At 63.2% G+C, this 15,984-nt stretch carries 20 protein-coding genes and 1 pseudogene; 11 read left to right on the top strand and 10 right to left on the bottom strand.

Annotated features, from left to right (window positions below; translation table 11 throughout):
• Window positions 1–11 precede the first annotated feature (11 nt).
• Window positions 12–471 (bottom strand): annotated as a pseudogene (locus tag ACH9L7_RS04395) (hypothetical protein).
• Window positions 472–612: 141 nt separating this feature from the next.
• A complete protein-coding gene (dph2, locus tag ACH9L7_RS04390; protein WP_396612520.1) occupies window positions 613–1,647 on the bottom strand; it encodes a diphthamide biosynthesis enzyme Dph2 in 1,035 nt (344 codons plus the stop codon).
• Between the two features lie 193 nt (window positions 1,648–1,840).
• Here dph2 and ACH9L7_RS04385 point away from each other — a divergent pair, with 193 nt between their 5' ends.
• The 5 genes from ACH9L7_RS04385 (at window position 1,841) to ACH9L7_RS04365 (ending at window position 4,669) form a co-directional block, all read left to right on the top strand.
• Window positions 1,841–2,140 carry a hypothetical protein gene (locus ACH9L7_RS04385; RefSeq protein WP_396612519.1) on the top strand — a complete coding sequence of 100 codons (300 nt, stop codon included), beginning with the start codon at window positions 1,841–1,843 and terminating at the stop codon, window positions 2,138–2,140.
• Window positions 2,141–2,212: 72 nt separating this feature from the next.
• Window positions 2,213–2,866 carry an alpha/beta hydrolase gene (locus ACH9L7_RS04380; RefSeq protein WP_396612518.1) on the top strand — a complete coding sequence of 218 codons (654 nt, stop codon included), beginning with the start codon at window positions 2,213–2,215 and terminating at the stop codon, window positions 2,864–2,866.
• A 68-nt stretch (window positions 2,867–2,934) separates the two neighbouring features.
• Window positions 2,935–3,309, top strand: coding sequence for a YlbF family regulator (locus tag ACH9L7_RS04375; RefSeq protein ID WP_396612517.1), 375 nt, complete (start codon window positions 2,935–2,937; stop codon window positions 3,307–3,309).
• A 112-nt stretch (window positions 3,310–3,421) separates the two neighbouring features.
• Window positions 3,422–4,024 carry a CDP-4-keto-6-deoxy-D-glucose-3-dehydrase gene (locus ACH9L7_RS04370; protein WP_396612516.1) on the top strand — a complete coding sequence of 201 codons (603 nt, stop codon included), beginning with the start codon at window positions 3,422–3,424 and terminating at the stop codon, window positions 4,022–4,024.
• 21 nt (window positions 4,025–4,045) lie between these two features.
• Window positions 4,046–4,669, top strand: coding sequence for an RAD55 family ATPase (locus ACH9L7_RS04365; protein ID WP_396612515.1), 624 nt, complete (start codon window positions 4,046–4,048; stop codon window positions 4,667–4,669).
• Window positions 4,670–4,706: 37 nt separating this feature from the next.
• Here the strand turns inward: ACH9L7_RS04365 and ACH9L7_RS04360 are convergent, their stop codons facing one another.
• The gene (locus ACH9L7_RS04360) at window positions 4,707–4,973 is read right to left on the bottom strand and encodes a hypothetical protein (protein WP_396612514.1); all 267 of its coding nucleotides are present in this window, start codon (window positions 4,971–4,973) and stop codon (window positions 4,707–4,709) included.
• A gap of 69 nt (window positions 4,974–5,042) precedes the next feature.
• Window positions 5,043–5,984, bottom strand: a complete 942-nt coding sequence (locus ACH9L7_RS04355; RefSeq protein ID WP_396612513.1) for a peptidylprolyl isomerase — start codon at window positions 5,982–5,984, stop codon at window positions 5,043–5,045.
• A 153-nt stretch (window positions 5,985–6,137) separates the two neighbouring features.
• Between ACH9L7_RS04355 and ACH9L7_RS04350 the strand changes: the two genes are divergently transcribed.
• The 4 genes from ACH9L7_RS04350 to ACH9L7_RS04335 are packed head-to-tail and all read left to right on the top strand — an operon-like array spanning window position 6,138 to window position 9,028.
• Window positions 6,138–6,596: a hypothetical protein gene (locus ACH9L7_RS04350; protein ID WP_396612512.1), complete on the top strand. Its 459-nt coding sequence runs from the start codon at window positions 6,138–6,140 to the stop codon at window positions 6,594–6,596.
• Between the two features lies 1 nt (window position 6,597).
• Entirely contained in the window at window positions 6,598–7,323 is a 726-nt protein-coding gene (locus ACH9L7_RS04345) for a hypothetical protein (protein ID WP_396612511.1), read from the top strand.
• Window positions 7,320–8,714 carry a hypothetical protein gene (locus ACH9L7_RS04340; protein ID WP_396612510.1) on the top strand — a complete coding sequence of 465 codons (1,395 nt, stop codon included), beginning with the start codon at window positions 7,320–7,322 and terminating at the stop codon, window positions 8,712–8,714. Before ACH9L7_RS04345 ends, ACH9L7_RS04340 begins: the two co-directional genes overlap by 4 nt.
• A complete protein-coding gene (locus tag ACH9L7_RS04335; protein WP_396612509.1) occupies window positions 8,711–9,028 on the top strand; it encodes a hypothetical protein in 318 nt (105 codons plus the stop codon). Before ACH9L7_RS04340 ends, ACH9L7_RS04335 begins: the two co-directional genes overlap by 4 nt.
• A gap of 12 nt (window positions 9,029–9,040) precedes the next feature.
• On the opposite strand, the gene ACH9L7_RS04330 is transcribed toward ACH9L7_RS04335, so the two are convergent.
• The 6 genes from ACH9L7_RS04330 to ACH9L7_RS04305 all read right to left on the bottom strand — a co-directional run bounded on the left by ACH9L7_RS04330 (window position 9,041) and on the right by ACH9L7_RS04305 (window position 13,881).
• Window positions 9,041–9,253 carry a hypothetical protein gene (locus tag ACH9L7_RS04330; RefSeq protein WP_396612508.1) on the bottom strand — a complete coding sequence of 71 codons (213 nt, stop codon included), beginning with the start codon at window positions 9,251–9,253 and terminating at the stop codon, window positions 9,041–9,043.
• A 79-nt stretch (window positions 9,254–9,332) separates the two neighbouring features.
• A complete protein-coding gene (locus ACH9L7_RS04325) occupies window positions 9,333–9,563 on the bottom strand; it encodes a hypothetical protein (protein ID WP_396613219.1) in 231 nt (76 codons plus the stop codon).
• A 29-nt stretch (window positions 9,564–9,592) separates the two neighbouring features.
• Window positions 9,593–9,853, bottom strand: a complete 261-nt coding sequence (locus ACH9L7_RS04320; RefSeq protein ID WP_396612507.1) for a cytochrome C oxidase subunit IV family protein — start codon at window positions 9,851–9,853, stop codon at window positions 9,593–9,595.
• A gap of 10 nt (window positions 9,854–9,863) precedes the next feature.
• A complete protein-coding gene (locus ACH9L7_RS04315) occupies window positions 9,864–12,446 on the bottom strand; it encodes a cbb3-type cytochrome c oxidase subunit I (RefSeq protein ID WP_396612506.1) in 2,583 nt (860 codons plus the stop codon).
• The gene (gene coxB / locus ACH9L7_RS04310) at window positions 12,443–13,198 is read right to left on the bottom strand and encodes a cytochrome c oxidase subunit II (RefSeq protein WP_396612505.1); all 756 of its coding nucleotides are present in this window, start codon (window positions 13,196–13,198) and stop codon (window positions 12,443–12,445) included. Before coxB ends, ACH9L7_RS04315 begins: the two co-directional genes overlap by 4 nt.
• A 164-nt stretch (window positions 13,199–13,362) precedes the next feature.
• On the bottom strand, window positions 13,363–13,881 hold the full coding sequence (locus ACH9L7_RS04305; protein WP_396612504.1) for a DUF6789 family protein: 519 nt from the start codon (window positions 13,879–13,881) through the stop codon (window positions 13,363–13,365).
• A gap of 169 nt (window positions 13,882–14,050) precedes the next feature.
• Between ACH9L7_RS04305 and cyaB the strand changes: the two genes are divergently transcribed.
• Both cyaB and ACH9L7_RS04295 read left to right on the top strand, forming a co-directional pair.
• Complete coding sequence (gene cyaB, locus ACH9L7_RS04300; RefSeq protein ID WP_396612503.1) at window positions 14,051–14,608, top strand: class IV adenylate cyclase; 558 nt, start codon at window positions 14,051–14,053, stop codon at window positions 14,606–14,608.
• Between the two features lie 138 nt (window positions 14,609–14,746).
• Window positions 14,747–15,967 carry a methionine adenosyltransferase gene (locus ACH9L7_RS04295; protein ID WP_396612502.1) on the top strand — a complete coding sequence of 407 codons (1,221 nt, stop codon included), beginning with the start codon at window positions 14,747–14,749 and terminating at the stop codon, window positions 15,965–15,967.
• Window positions 15,968–15,984 lie beyond the last annotated feature (17 nt).

The following is a 15,984-nucleotide window of genomic DNA, read 5'->3' as shown; positions in this document are numbered from 1 at the left end:
CGCGGCGAGCGTCAGGCCCACGACCGATAGAGGGTCCGTCCGATGACGCCCAGTCCGAGCGTGTCGATGACGAACAACAGCAGCCCACCGAGGATGGGAACGAGCGACAGCGCCGCCAGCGACGGCGAGGATGAGGTAGGCAATAAAGCCGGGAATCGCGACGAGCAGACCGATGATGGTGATGGCGAGGACGACAAGCGCGATGAAGCCGCCGAGACCAACGCCGAGACCCCAGATGAACGACCCGCCGGGGTCCGAACGAATCTCGTCCACGACGCCGCGCGTGAACTTCGGGGCCGCGGCGACGAGGAGTCCGCCGACGACGAGGTCAAAGAGGAACGACCCGCTGGCGCGGAGTACCGGAGATACCTGCGGCGTCGATTCGAATTGCTGTGCGGAGGCGACGCCCGCGAGCGCGAGGACGCCGAGTAGTGTCAGCCCTAGCGAGGCGGACTTTCGAGTGGGGACCATACCCGGAGTGAACACTCAGCCGACAAAGGTTTTCTGAACAACATCTTTGTGCGGTGACGGCAGCACACCGGTGGTTACTGCGCAAAAACGACACACGAGAGCGGACGCCAGTCGTGCGAGTTCGAGTGAGACGGAGGAGCGTTACCAGGTTCCGTGGAAGGTGTCGAACGAAAGCGAGTCGAGGGGTTCGTCGCCGACGGCGATGCGGTACTCCTGCGGGGTGAGCATCGGCTTGTGGAATCGCGGACCGTCGTCGGTCGTGATGCGCGGACACCCGGTGTTGACGAACGCGTCCATGTCGAAGTTGCGGAGGCGGTCCGGCGTCACCTCGTCCATCGTGATGAGGTAGGCGTTGTCGTTGTCTTCGAGAATCTTCTCGGCGATTTCCATGCGACCCTGCCCGATTTTGGTACAGAAGATGACGCCCCACTTCTCGGCGTCCATCGCCTTGTGGACCGACGCGTAGCGCTGTTTCATGAACTTGCGCGTGTCGGCCAGCGTGACGACGTTGTTGACGGGGTCGGCGATGACGACGTTCTTTTCGGGGTGTTCCATCGCGAGGCCGAGCGGGTGGAACTTGCCGCCGCCGACGTAGAGGACGTTGTCCGCCGGGATGTCCGCGGAGGCGTAGTTGCATCCGAGGACCTGTCCTTCGAAGGTGAGGCGGTCGTCGCCCTTGCGGGTCTGGACGGTGTAGCCGCGCTCTTCGAGCCAATCGCACATGTCCTCGAAGCGGTTCATGTGCTGCGCCGTGGTGACAAGTCCGACCTCGTCGCCCTCGATTTTGTCGAGCGACTCTTCCATGATGGGGAATGGGTCGACGTTGGAGAACAGCGGGACGTAGATGATTTTGTCCGACTCCTTCATCGGGGAGTGGCCGAAGTGGACGAACACGTCCGTCCGGCGCATGAGATAGGTGTCGAGGTCGCACGCGCCGTAACACGGCTGTCCCGAGAGCATGAACGTCACGTCGTCGTCACAGAGCGCCCGCAGGTCGTCGGCAACGGCCGGGCCGCGGCGCTTGAGACCTTCTGGGAACTGCAGGCCGACGCGCTTCGCGTCGCGTTCTTCGACGGCTTCGACGATTCGTTCGAGTTCGTAGTCCCACTCCCGGTCGTGTTTTAGCGACATCCCGGTGTTCCGAAGGTCTCCCTCCGAGGAGGCGTCCTGACTCATTGGACAACCGTTACCGATGGAGATGTATAACGACGGCGCTTCCCCACGATTGGGCGACACACACCCGCACACACGTCGATTTCTCTGCGTTCGACCCTCGGGCGAATCGACCAAATCACTGCCCCCGCGTCTCTTGTGCGCCGACCGTGCCCAGTCACCGAGGGCCTTCACGAGGCGCACCCGTACGAGTGGTATGGCCGACGATACCGAGACACACAGCGGGAGCGACCAGCACGACTACCACGCGTATCAGCCCCACGACGAACACGACGAACACGAACATCACGGCCACGACTCTGCTGGCGAAGAGAAGTTAACCGAGTGCCCGTCCTGCGGCGAACCCATCCAAGGTGCGGACGACATCGTCCGAGGCGACCCCGTCCCGGAGATTCGGTCCATCAGGAAACGCAGCGTCATGGTGGGACGACAACCGAACGACCTCTGGATGTGCAAAGGGTGCGGAGCGACTCTCGGTGTCCGACTGCGGGACTGAGGTCCACTTCCGTCACCCGGTTACCTTCCTGTCACTCGGGGATTGATGCCGCGTGATTGCCTAGCGGCGGGTATGTCCGACTTGCCGCTCGAACACGTCCACGTCGAGCCGTCCGACCCCACAGAAGGACCAGCCCCGGCCGTCGTCCTCCTCCACGGCCGCGGGTCGAACGAACAGGACCTCCTGCAGATTGCACAGGAGTTCCCACCACACCTGCACGTCGTGAGCCTCCGCGCTCCCGACCGTTTGCAGAGCGGCTACACGTGGTACGACCTCGACCTCTCGGCGGGCGGTCTCCACCAGAGTCAACCCCACGCCGAGCAGTTCGAGCGGTCGCGAACCCTCGTCCGCGAGTCTATCGAGGCCGCTGTCGAGGCGTACGACATCGACCCCAACCAAATCGGCCTCCTCGGCTTCAGTCAGGGTGCAATCACCAGCCTCTCGCTCCTCCTCGACGACCCGGACGACTACGCGTGGGTCGTCGCGCTTCACGGCTACCTCGCCGAATCGCACGCGACCAACCAACCGGGCGGCATCGCTGGCAAACCCGTCTTCGTCGGTGCCGGGTCGATGGACCAAATCATCCCCGCGTCGCGGGCCGAGCGCGCTGCGAATCGGCTCGAAGAACTAGGTGCGGACGTGACGTTCCGGACGTACGAGGTCCCGCATGGCGTCGGCCCCGAGGAGTTGGCAGACACCGTGGCGTTCGTCGAAGTACACGCCTGAGTTCGGAACCGACCCGCCCGAATTCCCCGTTCGGCAGGTTGAAACCGCTCGATTCCTAACACGCGGCCATGAGCACGCAGACGACGCGGCTCGAAGAACTCGGCCGCAAACTCGGCGAGGCCATCGCCGACCACCCGAAATACGAAGCCTACGAGGAGGCAAAGGAGGCGGTGGAGGCCGACGACGAAGCCCAGGAGAAAATCGCCGAGTTCGAGCGACTCCGCGAGGAGTTCAACGTCGCCCGGCAGATGGGCGAGGCGACACAGGAAGACCTCGAGAAGGTCAAAGCCGCCCAGGAGGAACTGCACTCGCTTCCCGTGATGGAGGAGTTCCTGCTCGCGCAAGCCGAAATGGTGGGCGAACTGGAGAAAGTAAACGACGCCATCTCCGAACCGCTCGCAGTCGACTTCGGTGGCGAGGCTGGCGGTTGCTGTAACGACTAACGAGCGCGTCGAATCGGACTGACGGACGAACCTCTGTGACCGGCAGGCGCGTCACGGGCCACTCGTTTTCGCAGCCAGAGGTTCAAATACCAAGACGGGACCAGCCCCGCCTATGTTGGCAATCGCGGGCGGTAAAGGCGGCAGCGGCAAGACCACCACGACACTCGGGTTAGCGCGGGCGCTCGACGGTGAGGTCCTCGCCGTCGACGCCGACCGAGACATGCCGAACCTCCACGCGATGGCGGGCGTCGAACGTCCCTCCGGCGGTGTGCCGCCGGTGCAGTCGCATCCAAGCGACCCGTCCGTTTCGGTCGCACCCGCACCGCGTGGGACGGACGACGAAGTCTTCGAGCGATGGCTCCAGTCGCTCGCAACGGACGACAGACTCGCACTCGTCGATTGTCCGGCGGGAGCGGGACCGGACGCTGCAGTCCCGCTTCGGGTCGCAGACGGCGTCATTATCGTCACGCAACTGTGCACGCCGGCGCTGCGCGACGCCGCGAAGACAGCCGCGATGGCGCGGGCGCTCGGGACACCTGTGATTGGCGGTGTGGTGTCTCGCGCGCGAGTTGCACCGGACGCAGTCGGCGACTTGCTCGACGCGCCACTCCTCGGGACCGTCCCCGACGGCTCCTCGCCAGTCCTTACAAATCCGACAGTAAAAGCCGCGTATCGGCGTCTGGCAGGGGTCATTCGGGGGGAAGGTCTATTATGACTGACTGTCGTAGAACGTGGTATGCACCGGCTGGCAACGGGCATCGACATCCTCGACCGGCAACTCGGGGGTGGCATCCCGGCGGGGAGCGTGGTTCTGCTCGCGGCAGACCCAGCCAGTCAGTCGGAACTTTTCCTGTACGAACTCACGACCACGCGTGGGACGCTGTGGCTGACGACTCTTCGCTCGGAAGTCGCCGTCAGAGACGCGCTCGACCGCTGTCCGATTCCAACCGGCAACCCCACCGTTCGGGACGTTGGCGGGGATGCACCGCTCGACATGGCGAACAAACTCGTTCGCGACCTTCCAGAGGGTGCGAACCTCGTCATCGACGTGGTGGACATGCTCGAACGCACCGAACCGCCGCGGTTCCGGAAGTTCCTCAACGACCTCCAGACGCACATGGTCAACACCAGGGGACTGACGATCCTCCACGGTCTCAAAGGCGAGTCAGTCCCTTCGAACCGCGACCTGACAGAGCACATGGCCGACATCGTGTTCGACCTCGAAACCAAGATAGACGGGTCGGAGATAGAAAATCGACTCGCCGTGCCGAAGTTCCGCGGTGGAACGGCACTCGACGAAACCATCAAACTGCGGCTTGCCGACCGTGTTTCGGTCGACACCAGCCGAGATATCGCCTGAGGCGACGAGGTTCGGGCTAGAAGGAACCAGTCGAGAGTTAGAGCGCGAAGAAACCGAACGCGCCGAGCGTGACGACGCCGATAAGCGCCATCCACGCGCGGGCGCTGAGACCCGCGCCGCGGGTGAACACGTAGCCAAAGTAGGGAACGAGCGGTGCGAGACGGTAGACGAACGGGACTTCGACGCCGACGCCGAATTCGAGCGCGAGCGTTAGTCCCACGGTGCAGACACCGGCGACGAGAGCGACGTACAGGTCGGTCGCGTCTCGCAAATCGAGCGTCGGAGTGTCGTCTGACGAAGCCATCGCTACGAGGCGGTCGGAAGGCGAGTGTCAAGAAGCCGCCGATTCGAGAGAACCGACGGGAATGCTCGCTTATTCTTCGTCTTCGTCGGCGTCGAGTTCGGCAGCGAGTTCGTCGGCGTCGATGTCGACGTCCTCGATGGCTTCCTCGATGTCAGCGCCGCCAGCGCCGCCCATCATGCCGCCGAGGCCGCCCATGCCGCCCATGCCGCCCTCGATGGTCTCCTGAACGATGACGCGGTCGAGGTCGAGACGCTGCATGACGTCCTGCGCAATCTGCTGCTTGGAGAACAGCCACTGCTGGTTCATCGTCATCTGCGGCGTAGCCTCGATGTAGAGGGTCTCCTTTTCGACGGTGACGAGTTCCGTCTCGGGTTCTTCGTCCTCGTCTTCCTCGTCGTCGTCGGACTCGACGACCTGCTCTTCTTCGACTTCGTCCGTCTCAACCCAGACCTCGGGGGCCTGCTGGAGGTACATGCCGAGGAGACCGGAGGCCTGCTCCTCGCGGTCGTCGACGACATCGAGAACCTCGTACTCGTATTCGAGGTCCTTGCCCGCCAGCGGGTGGTTGAAGTTGACGCGGGCGCGGCCACCGATGATGGTCTCGAGACGACCCTGATCGCCGTCGATGGTGATCTGCGCACCGGGGTAGCGGTCGTCCTCGTCGATCTTGTTAGCGCTGACCGTGCGCACGTCGTCTTCGTCGTACTCGCCGAAGGCTTCGGCGGCCGGAATCTCGACTTCGCCCTCGTCGCCGACTTCGGACCCGATGAGGGCGTCGTCGACCGCGGGGAAGACGTGACCGGCACCGACGATGATGACGCGGGGTTCGAACTCGTACCCTTCAACGTCGATTTCGGCCTCTTCGGCTATTTCCTTACTCGTGGTGTCGACAACGTCGCCGTCCTCGACCGTGCGAACCGTATACGCGAGGCGGACGAAGTCGCCGTCCTGAATACCGGACTCGACTTCTTCATCGACCTGCTCGGCCTCCGCCTGCTGTTCGTCGCTCATACACGCTACGTGATTCGTGCGACCCTTAAGAATCACGTTTCGCTGGTGCGAGGTGTTCGCCCGGCAGTACCCCCCAAACTCGGCCACGACAGACGGTATCCGTCGAATCGTTTATGTTACTATCACGATTTATAGTAATAGAGGTGTGCTCACATGGCCCAGACAGGTTTGTTCATCGGTTTCGTCCTCGGGGTGGTACTACTGGCGCTCGTCATCGCGTACATCGGACGGGGGTGGCGACACTACACTCCCATGGCCTCGGTCGGTGGCGGTGGCGGGTCGAGCGGCGGTGAGACGAGCAGTCCCATCTCGGGGTGGTCGGAAGACCCGACGGTGCTCTCGCTCGCGTTCCTCCTCCTCGCACTCGGCTTCGGCGCGGTGGCAGTCCTGTTCGTCGGTGGGGCTGGCGTGTCCGAAGAGATGACCAACGCCGCGGGCGCGGTCCTCGTCGCCGCCACGGTCTTCGTCGTCGTCGCGTACCTCTTTCACGGAACGTACCACGCCGCCCGAAGTCGGGGCCTCGAACGCTCGCAGGCCGTACTCATCGGGTCGTGGGTGCTCGGTCTGTTGTTTATCGTAACCATCATGCTGAAACTCCTCGGCCTCCTCTGAGATGAGCACACGGGACGCCGTTTCCTTCGCCCCGCTTCGGATTCCACTCGTCCGGTGGCTGCTGGTGCTCCTCTGGGTCGAGTCACTGGCCGTCGCAGCGTACCTCGTCGTCACACCGGTTCACGTCGACGACGTTCGCTACGTGGTCTATCCGTTCGTCTGGATAAACGTCGGTGTCGCGGCAGTCCTCTGGACGACGCTTCCGGAGACAAATCGACAGCTTCGACTCGTCGCTGGCGTCGTCGCCGTCGCGTACTTCTTCCTGCTCGCAGCCCTCTCCGGATTGGTCTCGGTTGACTTCGGGGCGCTACTCGGGAGCGGTGCTCACGCAGCAGGCGGCCACACCCACGCGGCCGGTGGCCACCCGACGGGCTGGCAGTTCTCGCTCGCGGCACCGGGATGGGGGCCGCGGTTCGGGTACTCCAGTGGGGCCCTCTCGGTGGCGTTCATCCCCTACCGAGTCGTCGGCTACCTCGCACTCTCGTATCTCGTCTACGCGGCCGTCCTCGACACTGCTCGGGCCGCCCTCTCGGGGACGCTCGGACTCGTCTCGTGTGTCGGGTGTACGTTCCCGATTGTCACCGGCCTCTCGGCCGGACTCGCAGGCGGGACCGGTGTCGCAAGTGCGCTCCAGACTCTCTCGGTAGACCTCTCGACGGTCGTGTTTGTCGCCGCAGTGGCAGTGCTCGTATTCCGACCGAACGCTCGCGGAAAGACCAAACAATGAGTTCCCAGCGAACCGTTCGAGGGCTGCGCCGCATCCTGACCGCACTCGCAGTCCTCGCCGTCGGCCTCGTCGCCGCAGCACAGCCAGCAGCGGCCCACGCCGGGTCGCTCGGTGGGTCGCTCCGCTCAGTTCCCGCCCCGTTCTGGCTGGTCGTCGTCTCCGGTGGTGGCGTCGTCGGCGTCTCCTTCCTCGTCTCGGCGTTCGTGACCGACGACGAGACCCTTGGCGCGTTCGCCCGGCGAAGCATCGCTCTCGGTCGCCCGGTCAAACTCGTCGGGCTAGCCCTCCGCGTCGTCGGCGTCGCGGGACTGTTCACAGTCATCGGTCTCGGCCTCTTCGGCCCATCGACGGCGATTGCGAATCTCGGCGTCCTCATCGTCTGGGTCGGGTGGTGGGCCGGATTCACGATGCTGACGTACCTCGTCGTCGACGTGTGGCCGCTCGTGAACCCGTGGCGAACGCTCGGCGCTGTGCTCGGGTCGCTCGTCGATACTCGGAGCCGCTCCATCCCGGAGCGCGTGGGGTCGTGGCCGAGCGTCGTGGGTCTGCTCGCCCTCGTCTGGATAGAGGTCGTCAGTCCGCTTTCGGCCAATCCGCGGGCGTTGGCCATCGTCGTCCTTGGCTACTCCGTCGTGACTGTCGCGGGAGTACTCGTCTTCGGTGACGAGTGGTTCGAACACGTGGACCCAGTCTCCCGGGTGTTCCGGCTCTACGGACTTCTCGCACCGATTCAGCGAACTGACGACGGATTCTCGGTGTCGTTCCCCGGTGCGGCGCTCGCGCGCGTCGAGGCGGCGATGGACACCGACGACATTGCATTCGTCGTTGCGCTGTTGTGGGTGACGACCTACGACGGGCTCGTCTCGACCGTCGCGTGGGACGGCTTCCTCGACACTCTCACGCCCGTTCCCTCGTGGATGGTGAACCTCCTCGGCGTCGTCGTCGGCTTCCTCGTCTTCTTCGTCGTCTACCACCGCGCGGCCGCGTTTGCCCGGGAGACAGCCGAGACGTACGTCACAGGCGACTTCATCGCCGGGTGGTTCGCACCCGCGTTGGTTCCTATCGCCGCGGGCTACCACCTCGCACACTTTGTCGGCTTCGTCCTCGGCCTCGCACCCGCGCTGCTGACGGTTGCATTCGACCCGCTGTCTCCGCCCGCGAACATCCCGGTACTGGCCCTTCCGGAGTGGGTCGGCAGCCTCCAACTGGTGTTCGTCGTCCTCGGGCACCTCTTGGCGGTCTGGATAGCGCACACGCGGTCGTTCGACGTGTTTCCGGGGCGACTGCAACCCCTCCGGAGCCAGTACCCGTTCGTCGTCGTGACGATTTGCTACACGGCGTCGAGTCTGTGGGTCGTCGCCCAACCGACCGTCGGAGGTGTTGCGGGATGAGTCGCACGAGAGAGCTGGCCCGCATCACGGAACACGCCGTGCCGAAAACGGACCCCGAAACGGACGTTTCAGAGGGTGAAGAACCGGCCGCGACGTGTCCGTACTGCGACCGACCGTTCCGGCGAGAACGACTCTGCGACCTCCACGTCGGCACGGCGCACGAGGAGCGGACGGAATCGGAGCGAGAGGCGTACGAGGTGGCGGTCGAAGCCGAGTCCGAAGAGCTGTTTCAGTACCACCTGAAGGTCGCCGGGGCGCTCGGGGCTGCCTACGCAGTGCTCTTTCTGCTCGCAGTGGTCGGGTTCAGCCTCTAAGAAAAACGCAGGTCAGGCGTGTTCGTGGCCGTGTTCGCCTTCTGATTCCGGTTCCGGGAGACGCATCACGACAGCAGTGAGGATAGCCACGCCGAGGAGCGCGACCACGCCGCCCACCGTGATTACCAGTTCGCCCGCGCCGATTGCCTCCGCGACGAGGAGGAAAGCGAGTCCGAAGACAACGCTGACGAACGCTGCGCCGAGCGCGACCGAGTGTTCACTCATGCACTGTGGTAACACGCCAGTCGTCAAGAAGGTATGCCCGAATTCCGTTCGCGGGGCGCAGGCGACGTGGCGGCGTTCCTCACCTCGTCGCGTTCTCACCACCCCTCGCCGCGACGACGACCAAGAGGAAGACAGCGAGTCCAAGCAACAGGCCGGGGCCAACGACGAGCGGCGTCGTGAGACTGCCGGGGACGACGCGGGTCATCATGACAGTCACGCCGACAGCGATTGGCACCGAAAAGAGGAGTGCGTAGGCGACGGCCGTGCGAGTCGAGTGGGCGTCGGTATCTGTGAGGGGAGAGCCAGCCACAGACTCGTCGGAAGGAGAGTCGGTCACGGTCACAGGAGTGAGTACGACGCTGCGACCGTGAGTGCGAGCGCTGCCACGAGACCGACGCTGATGAGGTACGTCAGCGAGCGCGGTTCGAACCGGAGGTGCTGGAAGTAGGCTGCGACCAACACCGCCTTCGCCGCCGAGAGAGCGATGATGATGCCGAAGGCGGTCCAGTAGGCTAACCCCGCGAACTCGACGAGGACCTGCACCGTCGCCGAGACGAACAATACCACGTAAATCGCCGTATAGAGTTTTGTTGATACCATCTTTGTCACCTCACAGGATGTAGAACAGCGGGAAGAGGAACAACCAGACGATGTCGACGAAGTGCCAGTAGAGGCCGAAGTACTCCACCGACCGGTTGTCTTCGAGGTACGCGCCTCTCCATGCGCGTGCGGTCAGATACAGTGCGACGATGAGTCCCGCGATGACGTGGGCCGCGTGCAACCCCGTCGTGAGGAAGAACGTCGAGGTTCGGACGTTCGTCGAGAGCCACAGTCCCTCGTGGAAGAGGTGCTGCCACTCCAGCGCCTTGTTGACGAGGAAGCCGATGCCGAGGACGAAGGTGGCACCGAGACTCGTGACGAGGCCCAACCGGTGTTTCTTCTCGGCCGCGACCAACGCGAGGACGACGGTGAAACTGCTCGTCAACAGGATGTACGTGTTGACGAGGCCGGGAATCGGGTCCGGCGGGACCACCTCCCACGCGGTCCACCCGAAGGCGAACCGCGTGAAGATGTACGCGCCGAGGAAGCCGCCGAACAGCACCACGTCGGAGGCGAGGAATATCCACATCCCCACCTTGCCGTTGTCGATGCCGGAGAACGGCCACGCCTCGCCCTCGTCGAAGACCGGGCCGTGGAAGGGTTCGAGGCCCATGGCGATGAGCGACCCGAGCGTGATGCCGAAGCCCGCGACTGTCGTCGTCGCGTATGCGGCCCCCATCATCCCGTCGGGGAACGCGGCGTCCTGTAGCGGTGAAAGGCCGAGCAGGACGAGGAACGCACCGACAGAGAGAACGAACGGCCAGATGCTCGCGTGGCTCGGACCTTCGACTTCAGTCGCCTCCACTGTCGGTTCGTACTCCGTCGTGACCGCGGTGTGTGGTGAGGTTGCGACGCCGCCGTCTACGGTCGCTCCCCCGCTGCCGTCAGCGGCTGTTGCGCCGCCCGCGGCGTCCGAATCCCTGTCGAGGATGAACGAGAGATGACCGTCGCGGTACGTTGGTGTGCCCTCGAAGTTTTCGAGGGGTGGCGGCGACGAGACGGCCCACTCGGCGGTCGTCGCGTACTCCCACGGGTTGTCGGAGACTGGGTCGCCGTCGAAGGCGCTCTTGAACAGGTTGTAGAACATGACGAGGAACGACAACCCGAGGATGAAGCCACCGATAGTGGCGAGTTGATGCCACGGCGCGAGTTCGGGTGCGTAGTCGAAGACGCGGCGCGGCGTCTCCCACGCGATGAAAAGCGGGAAGTACAGCAGGTTGAAGCCGACGAAGTAGGCGGCGAAGTGGACCTTCCCGAGGAATTCGTCGTACATCCGGCCGGTTATCTTCGGGAACCAGTAGTAGAGACCCCCGACGAGCGCGGTTACGCCGCCGACCATCACGTAGTGGAAGTGCGCGACGACCCAGTAGGTGCCGCGGAACTCGTAGTCGAGGACGACGGCCCCGAGGAAGACACCAGTGATACCGCCGATGATGAACAACAAGAGCGCCCCGAAGACGAAGAGGAAGGGCGTCGTAAAGCGTATCTTGCCCTTCAACATGGTGTAGATGAGCGCGAACACCATCAGGTCGAACGGCAACGAGATGCCGATGGTCGTAATCATAAAGAGCGTCTTCACCTGGAGGTTGATGCTCGTCAGGAACATGTGGTGCATCCAGACGACGAAGCTCTGAATCGCCACGAGCACCATCGCGATGATGAACCACTTCCGCCCGACGATGCGGCGGCCGGTGAACGTCTGGAACACCTCGGCCATGACGCCGAGCGCCGGGAAGAAGACGATGTACACCTCCGGGTGGCCGAAGAACCAGAAGAGGTGTGTCCACAGTATCGCTCCCGCGGGCGACTCCATGGCGAAGTAGGTCGTCCCGAGGAGTCGGTCCGCCGAGAGGACCATCAGCGCGGCGAGGAGCGCCGCGAAGGCAAAGAGCATCATCCAGACGGTGAGGAGAATCGTCCAGCTAAACAGCGGCATGTTCCGGAGCGTCAACCCCTCCGCCCGCATGCGATGCATCGTCGTCAAGAAGTTAACCGATGAGACGGTGACGGAGGCGACGAACAGGATGAGCGCCAGCACCGCCGTCGAGGCCCCAACGTCCGGTGTGAAGGTTGGAACGTTCAACGGGGCGTACATCGTCCACCCGCCGGAGAAGGTGCCACCTTGGAAGAACGAGACGCCGAAGAGGATGCCGGAAAAGAGGTACAGCCAGTAGCTCAGTGCGTTCAGGCGGGGGAACGCGAGGTCTTTCGCCCCCAGTTGGAGCGGGACGATGTAGTTCGCAAAGCCGAACGCGAACGGCGAGAGGAACCAAAACACCATCAACAACCCGTGTGCTGAGACGGCCTGATTGTACGCCATCGGGGAAAGAATCGTCTCAGCCGGTGCACGCGGTGCCCACAGTTGGATGCGCATCAACCACGCGAGGACGCCGCCGAGGACGAGGAAGAAAAGCGACGTGACGATGTAGAGGACGCCCACGTCCTTGTGATTCGTCGTGACGAACCACCGCTTGATGCTCCCCGTTCCCGGGAAGTCGTGGCCGTGGTCGTGGTCGTCCGCGTGGCTGCCGGGAACGACTTCGCTTCCGACTTCTGTGCCACCGTCTGTCCGTTCAGGATTCGTGTCGCTCATGTTGCTGGTGCCTCCACGGATGCGCTCTCGTTTTCGGTGCTCACGCTTTCGCTACTCTCGTTGCCGGTGCTCTCGTACCACTCCTCGTACTCGTCAGGAGGCATCACGATGACCTCCGCGGACATATACGAGTGGCCAGCACCGCACAGTTCGTAGCACTGAGCGGTGTAGGTTCCAGTCTCGTTGGCAACGAACCACGTCTCGGTCTCCTGTCCCGGAATCGCGTCCGTCTTGACGCGTAAAGCCGGGATGCCGAAGTTGTGGAACACGTCGGCCGAGGTCACGCGTAATCGGACCGACTGGTCCGCAGGAACGCGAAGGACGCCGTCGGTCGTGTGGCCGTTCGGGTACGTAAATCGCCACCCGAACTGGTAGCCTTCGACTTCGACGTCCAGCGAGTCGTCCGCCGACGGACCCTCCTCGACGTACAGAAGCGTCAGGTACGTCCACGAAATCAGCGAGACGACGATAATCATACTCATGAAAAACGACGTAGCGAGCTTTCGCCCGCCTCCACCACCAGCCGGGAGTTCGCCCAACACGGGCCGATCCTCCACTCCCTCTCCCTTCCCAGACCCGGAGCGATACTTGTAGGCGTTGTACAGCATGTAGCCGATAACCACCACCCCGACGAGCGTCCCGAGGAGCAGGAACACCTCGAAGATACTCTCGAAGACGATGATGCGCGTCCCCCGGGGTACGAGCCCCGACTGGAGGATAAGCGGGCTACTTCCGACAAGAGTTGTGCCCATTGATAACATCACCCACCCATGTTAATTAACGTTCATGATAATCACTGTTTCGGCGAACGGCGGCCACCTGACGACAGGTGTCAAAAACAGGAAGATTCTGGTTCGGGACGGCTAGCGTCGCGCGCCCGTTTCGATTGTGGTCACAGTGCGAGTTGCGACTGTGTTTACACGTCGTGCTGGGGGATCCCTGCCACCCGGTCGAGGGTGTAGCCGAACGCCAGGCCGTATATCCAGTGTGCGGCCAGCGAGAACACGAGGAACGTCGCCACGACGGCAGCATCTCCGGGCGGCCAGAACGCCGGAACGAACCCGAGCCAGTACAGCGTGGCGAACGAGACGCCCCGGAGGTATTTGGGGGACTCCGGCGGCAGGAATGCACCGACGACTACGAAGGTCAGCGGTAAGACGACGACGCCGCCGATACCGAACAGCACGACGCCGAGCGCGAGCGTCGGTTCGAACCCGAAGAAGATGGCAAACCCGGCGAACCGAGTTATCGGCTCCGTGATGAAGAGACCGAGCAGTCCCGGAATACCGACGAGCACGGGAAGCATCAACACGGTCCCGATGAGGCCGCCACCCATCGCCGCGAGGATAACGCGCCCCGTTATCGTCGGGTCGAGCGTCTCGTCTGCTGGTTGTTCTACCCCACCCACCGCCGGATTCGGTGTTTCTTGGCTCATCGTCTCCTCGTATTACAATCCCCCTCACGATAAAGGGTAACAATTGACATACTTGAAATACGTACAGTTTCGGTTCGGCCGAATCTCGGACGGTGTCGCCGGGATGGTTCGGGACTACCGCGCCAGCGAGTCACCGACGTTTTTGGGGTGCGCACCGACCTATCGGTCAATGTACGAAGTCGAGGTCAAGGTTCGCGCCGACCACGAGGCGGTCAGAGAGCGCCTGAACGCGACCGGAGCCGAGCAGGTCAACCGTGTCACTCAGAATGACATATACTACGATGCACCGCACAGGGACTTCGCCGAGACCGACGAGGCGTTGCGTCTCCGTCGAGAGAAACGGTACGAGGGTGACGACGTTGTCTCCGAAACGACCCGCATCACCTACAAAGGTCCTCTCGTCGACGAGTCGTCGAAGACCCGCCGCGAGTACGAGACGGGCGTCGACGACGCCGGCACGATGGACGCTATCTGCGACGCAGTCGGGTTCGAGGCTGCCGCGACCGTCGAGAAAGAACGAGAACGGTTCGCCCTCGACGGATACACCGTCTCCCTCGATGCAGTCTCCGGACTCGGCGAGTTCGTGGAGGTCGAAGTCGAAGTCGAATCCGACCTCGACGACGCCCGTGACGGTGCATTCGAGGTGCTTCGGAAACTCGAACTCGACCCTGACGACCAGATTCGAACCTCCTACCTCGGAATGCTACTCGGCGCGCCCGAAGAGTGACAGACAGCCATCCAAGAGGATAATACAACGGCCTGACAGGAGTATCGGCAACCGTTGCCGTTCCGATTCCCCATAGTAATACAGGGTTGTGGCAAGGTTTCCGCAAGTTATAGAACCGCCCGCTTGGTACTCCCGGCAATGAGCGACCGAAACATTCGCCTCGAACCCGCCGACAAGCGGGCGGTCGAGGACCAGAAGGTCGAAATCGTCGAACGGAAGGGAATCGGACACCCGGACTCTATCTGTGACGGTATCGCCGAAAGTGTCTCTCGCGCACTGTCGAACCTCTACCTCGACCGTGTCGGCAAAGTCCTCCACTACAACACAGACGAGACGCAACTTGTCGCCGGAACGGCCGCACCGGCCTTCGGCGGCGGTGAAGTCATCGAGCCTATCTATCTGCTCATCGTCGGCCGTGCGACCAAGGAGTACGAGCAAGACGGTCGGACGCTGAAACTCCCCGTCGATGCTGTTGCCCTCCGCGCTGCCCGCGAGTACCTGAAAGAGAACCTTCCCGAACTCGACGTTGGCAGCGACGTTATCGTCGATGTCAAACTCGGCGAAGGCTCCGGCGACCTCCAAGACGTGTTCAGCGAGGAGACACAGGAAGTTCCGATGGCGAACGACACCAGTTTCGGTGTCGGTCACGCCCCCCTCACCGAAACCGAGCAAATCGTCCGCGAGGCGGAGCGCGCCCTCAACGGCGCTCGCTACGGCGACGACCACCCCGAACTCGGACAGGACATCAAAATCATGGGCAAGCGCGAGGGCGACGTTATCGACGTGACCGTCGCGGCCGCCATGGTCGACGCCTACATCGACGGTATGGACGACTACATCGCCGCCGTCGACGACGTACGCGAGTTCGTCACCGACCTCGCCACGGAGTACACCGACCGCGAAGTCAACGTCGAGGTCAACACCGCCGACGACTACGAGGAAGGCTCTATCTACCTGACCACGACCGGCACCTCGGCCGAACAGGGTGACGACGGCTCTGTCGGCCGCGGGAACCGCGCCAACGGTCTCATCACGCCGAACCGCCCGATGAGCATGGAAGCGACCTCCGGCAAGAACCCCGTCAACCACATCGGGAAGATTTACAACCTGCTTTCGACCCACATCGCCGAAACGGTCGTCGACGAAGTCGATGGCATCCGCGACCTGCAGGTCCGCCTGCTCTCGCAAATCGGTCGTCCCATCGACGAACCGCACGTCGCCGACGCGAAGGTCGTCACCCACGACGGTGTCACCATCGCCGACATCGAAGACGACGTCGTCGCCATCATCGACCGCGAACTCGCTAACGTCACCGACATCACTCGCCGCACTATCGAAGGCGAACTCAGCACGTTCTAAGCACGGGTCGGCGAGCG

The sequence above is a fragment of the Haloferax sp. S1W genome (assembly GCF_044593955.1).
Lineage (GTDB): Archaea > Halobacteriota > Halobacteria > Halobacteriales > Haloferacaceae > Haloferax.
The sequence above is the reverse complement of the archived record's forward strand: the minus strand, read 5'-3'. Positions and strand labels throughout refer to the sequence as shown.

What these genes read in the sequence shown, in the direction of transcription:
- ACH9L7_RS04330 (WP_396612508.1), bottom strand. Translation starts at nt 9,253, where the DNA reads ATGAGTGAACACTCGGTCGCGCTCGGCGCAGCGTTCGTCAGCGTTGTC.
- ACH9L7_RS04340 (WP_396612510.1), top strand. Translation starts at nt 7,320, where the DNA reads ATGAGTTCCCAGCGAACCGTTCGAGGGCTGCGCCGCATCCTGACCGCA.
- ACH9L7_RS04360 (WP_396612514.1), bottom strand. Translation starts at nt 4,973, where the DNA reads ATGGCTTCGTCAGACGACACTCCGACGCTCGATTTGCGAGACGCGACC.
- dph2 (WP_396612520.1), bottom strand. Translation starts at nt 1,647, where the DNA reads ATGAGTCAGGACGCCTCCTCGGAGGGAGACCTTCGGAACACCGGGATG.
- ACH9L7_RS04365 (WP_396612515.1), top strand. Translation starts at nt 4,046, where the DNA reads ATGCACCGGCTGGCAACGGGCATCGACATCCTCGACCGGCAACTCGGG.
- ACH9L7_RS04375 (WP_396612517.1), top strand. Translation starts at nt 2,935, where the DNA reads ATGAGCACGCAGACGACGCGGCTCGAAGAACTCGGCCGCAAACTCGGC.
- ACH9L7_RS04315 (WP_396612506.1), bottom strand. Translation starts at nt 12,446, where the DNA reads ATGAGCGACACGAATCCTGAACGGACAGACGGTGGCACAGAAGTCGGA.
- ACH9L7_RS04320 (WP_396612507.1), bottom strand. Translation starts at nt 9,853, where the DNA reads ATGGTATCAACAAAACTCTATACGGCGATTTACGTGGTATTGTTCGTC.
- coxB (WP_396612505.1), bottom strand. Translation starts at nt 13,198, where the DNA reads ATGGGCACAACTCTTGTCGGAAGTAGCCCGCTTATCCTCCAGTCGGGG.
- ACH9L7_RS04295 (WP_396612502.1), top strand. Translation starts at nt 14,747, where the DNA reads ATGAGCGACCGAAACATTCGCCTCGAACCCGCCGACAAGCGGGCGGTC.
- cyaB (WP_396612503.1), top strand. Translation starts at nt 14,051, where the DNA reads ATGTACGAAGTCGAGGTCAAGGTTCGCGCCGACCACGAGGCGGTCAGA.
- ACH9L7_RS04345 (WP_396612511.1), top strand. Translation starts at nt 6,598, where the DNA reads ATGAGCACACGGGACGCCGTTTCCTTCGCCCCGCTTCGGATTCCACTC.
- ACH9L7_RS04380 (WP_396612518.1), top strand. Translation starts at nt 2,213, where the DNA reads ATGTCCGACTTGCCGCTCGAACACGTCCACGTCGAGCCGTCCGACCCC.
- ACH9L7_RS04385 (WP_396612519.1), top strand. Translation starts at nt 1,841, where the DNA reads ATGGCCGACGATACCGAGACACACAGCGGGAGCGACCAGCACGACTAC.
- ACH9L7_RS04305 (WP_396612504.1), bottom strand. Translation starts at nt 13,881, where the DNA reads ATGAGCCAAGAAACACCGAATCCGGCGGTGGGTGGGGTAGAACAACCA.
- ACH9L7_RS04350 (WP_396612512.1), top strand. Translation starts at nt 6,138, where the DNA reads ATGGCCCAGACAGGTTTGTTCATCGGTTTCGTCCTCGGGGTGGTACTA.
- ACH9L7_RS04335 (WP_396612509.1), top strand. Translation starts at nt 8,711, where the DNA reads ATGAGTCGCACGAGAGAGCTGGCCCGCATCACGGAACACGCCGTGCCG.
- ACH9L7_RS04370 (WP_396612516.1), top strand. Translation starts at nt 3,422, where the DNA reads ATGTTGGCAATCGCGGGCGGTAAAGGCGGCAGCGGCAAGACCACCACG.
- ACH9L7_RS04355 (WP_396612513.1), bottom strand. Translation starts at nt 5,984, where the DNA reads ATGAGCGACGAACAGCAGGCGGAGGCCGAGCAGGTCGATGAAGAAGTC.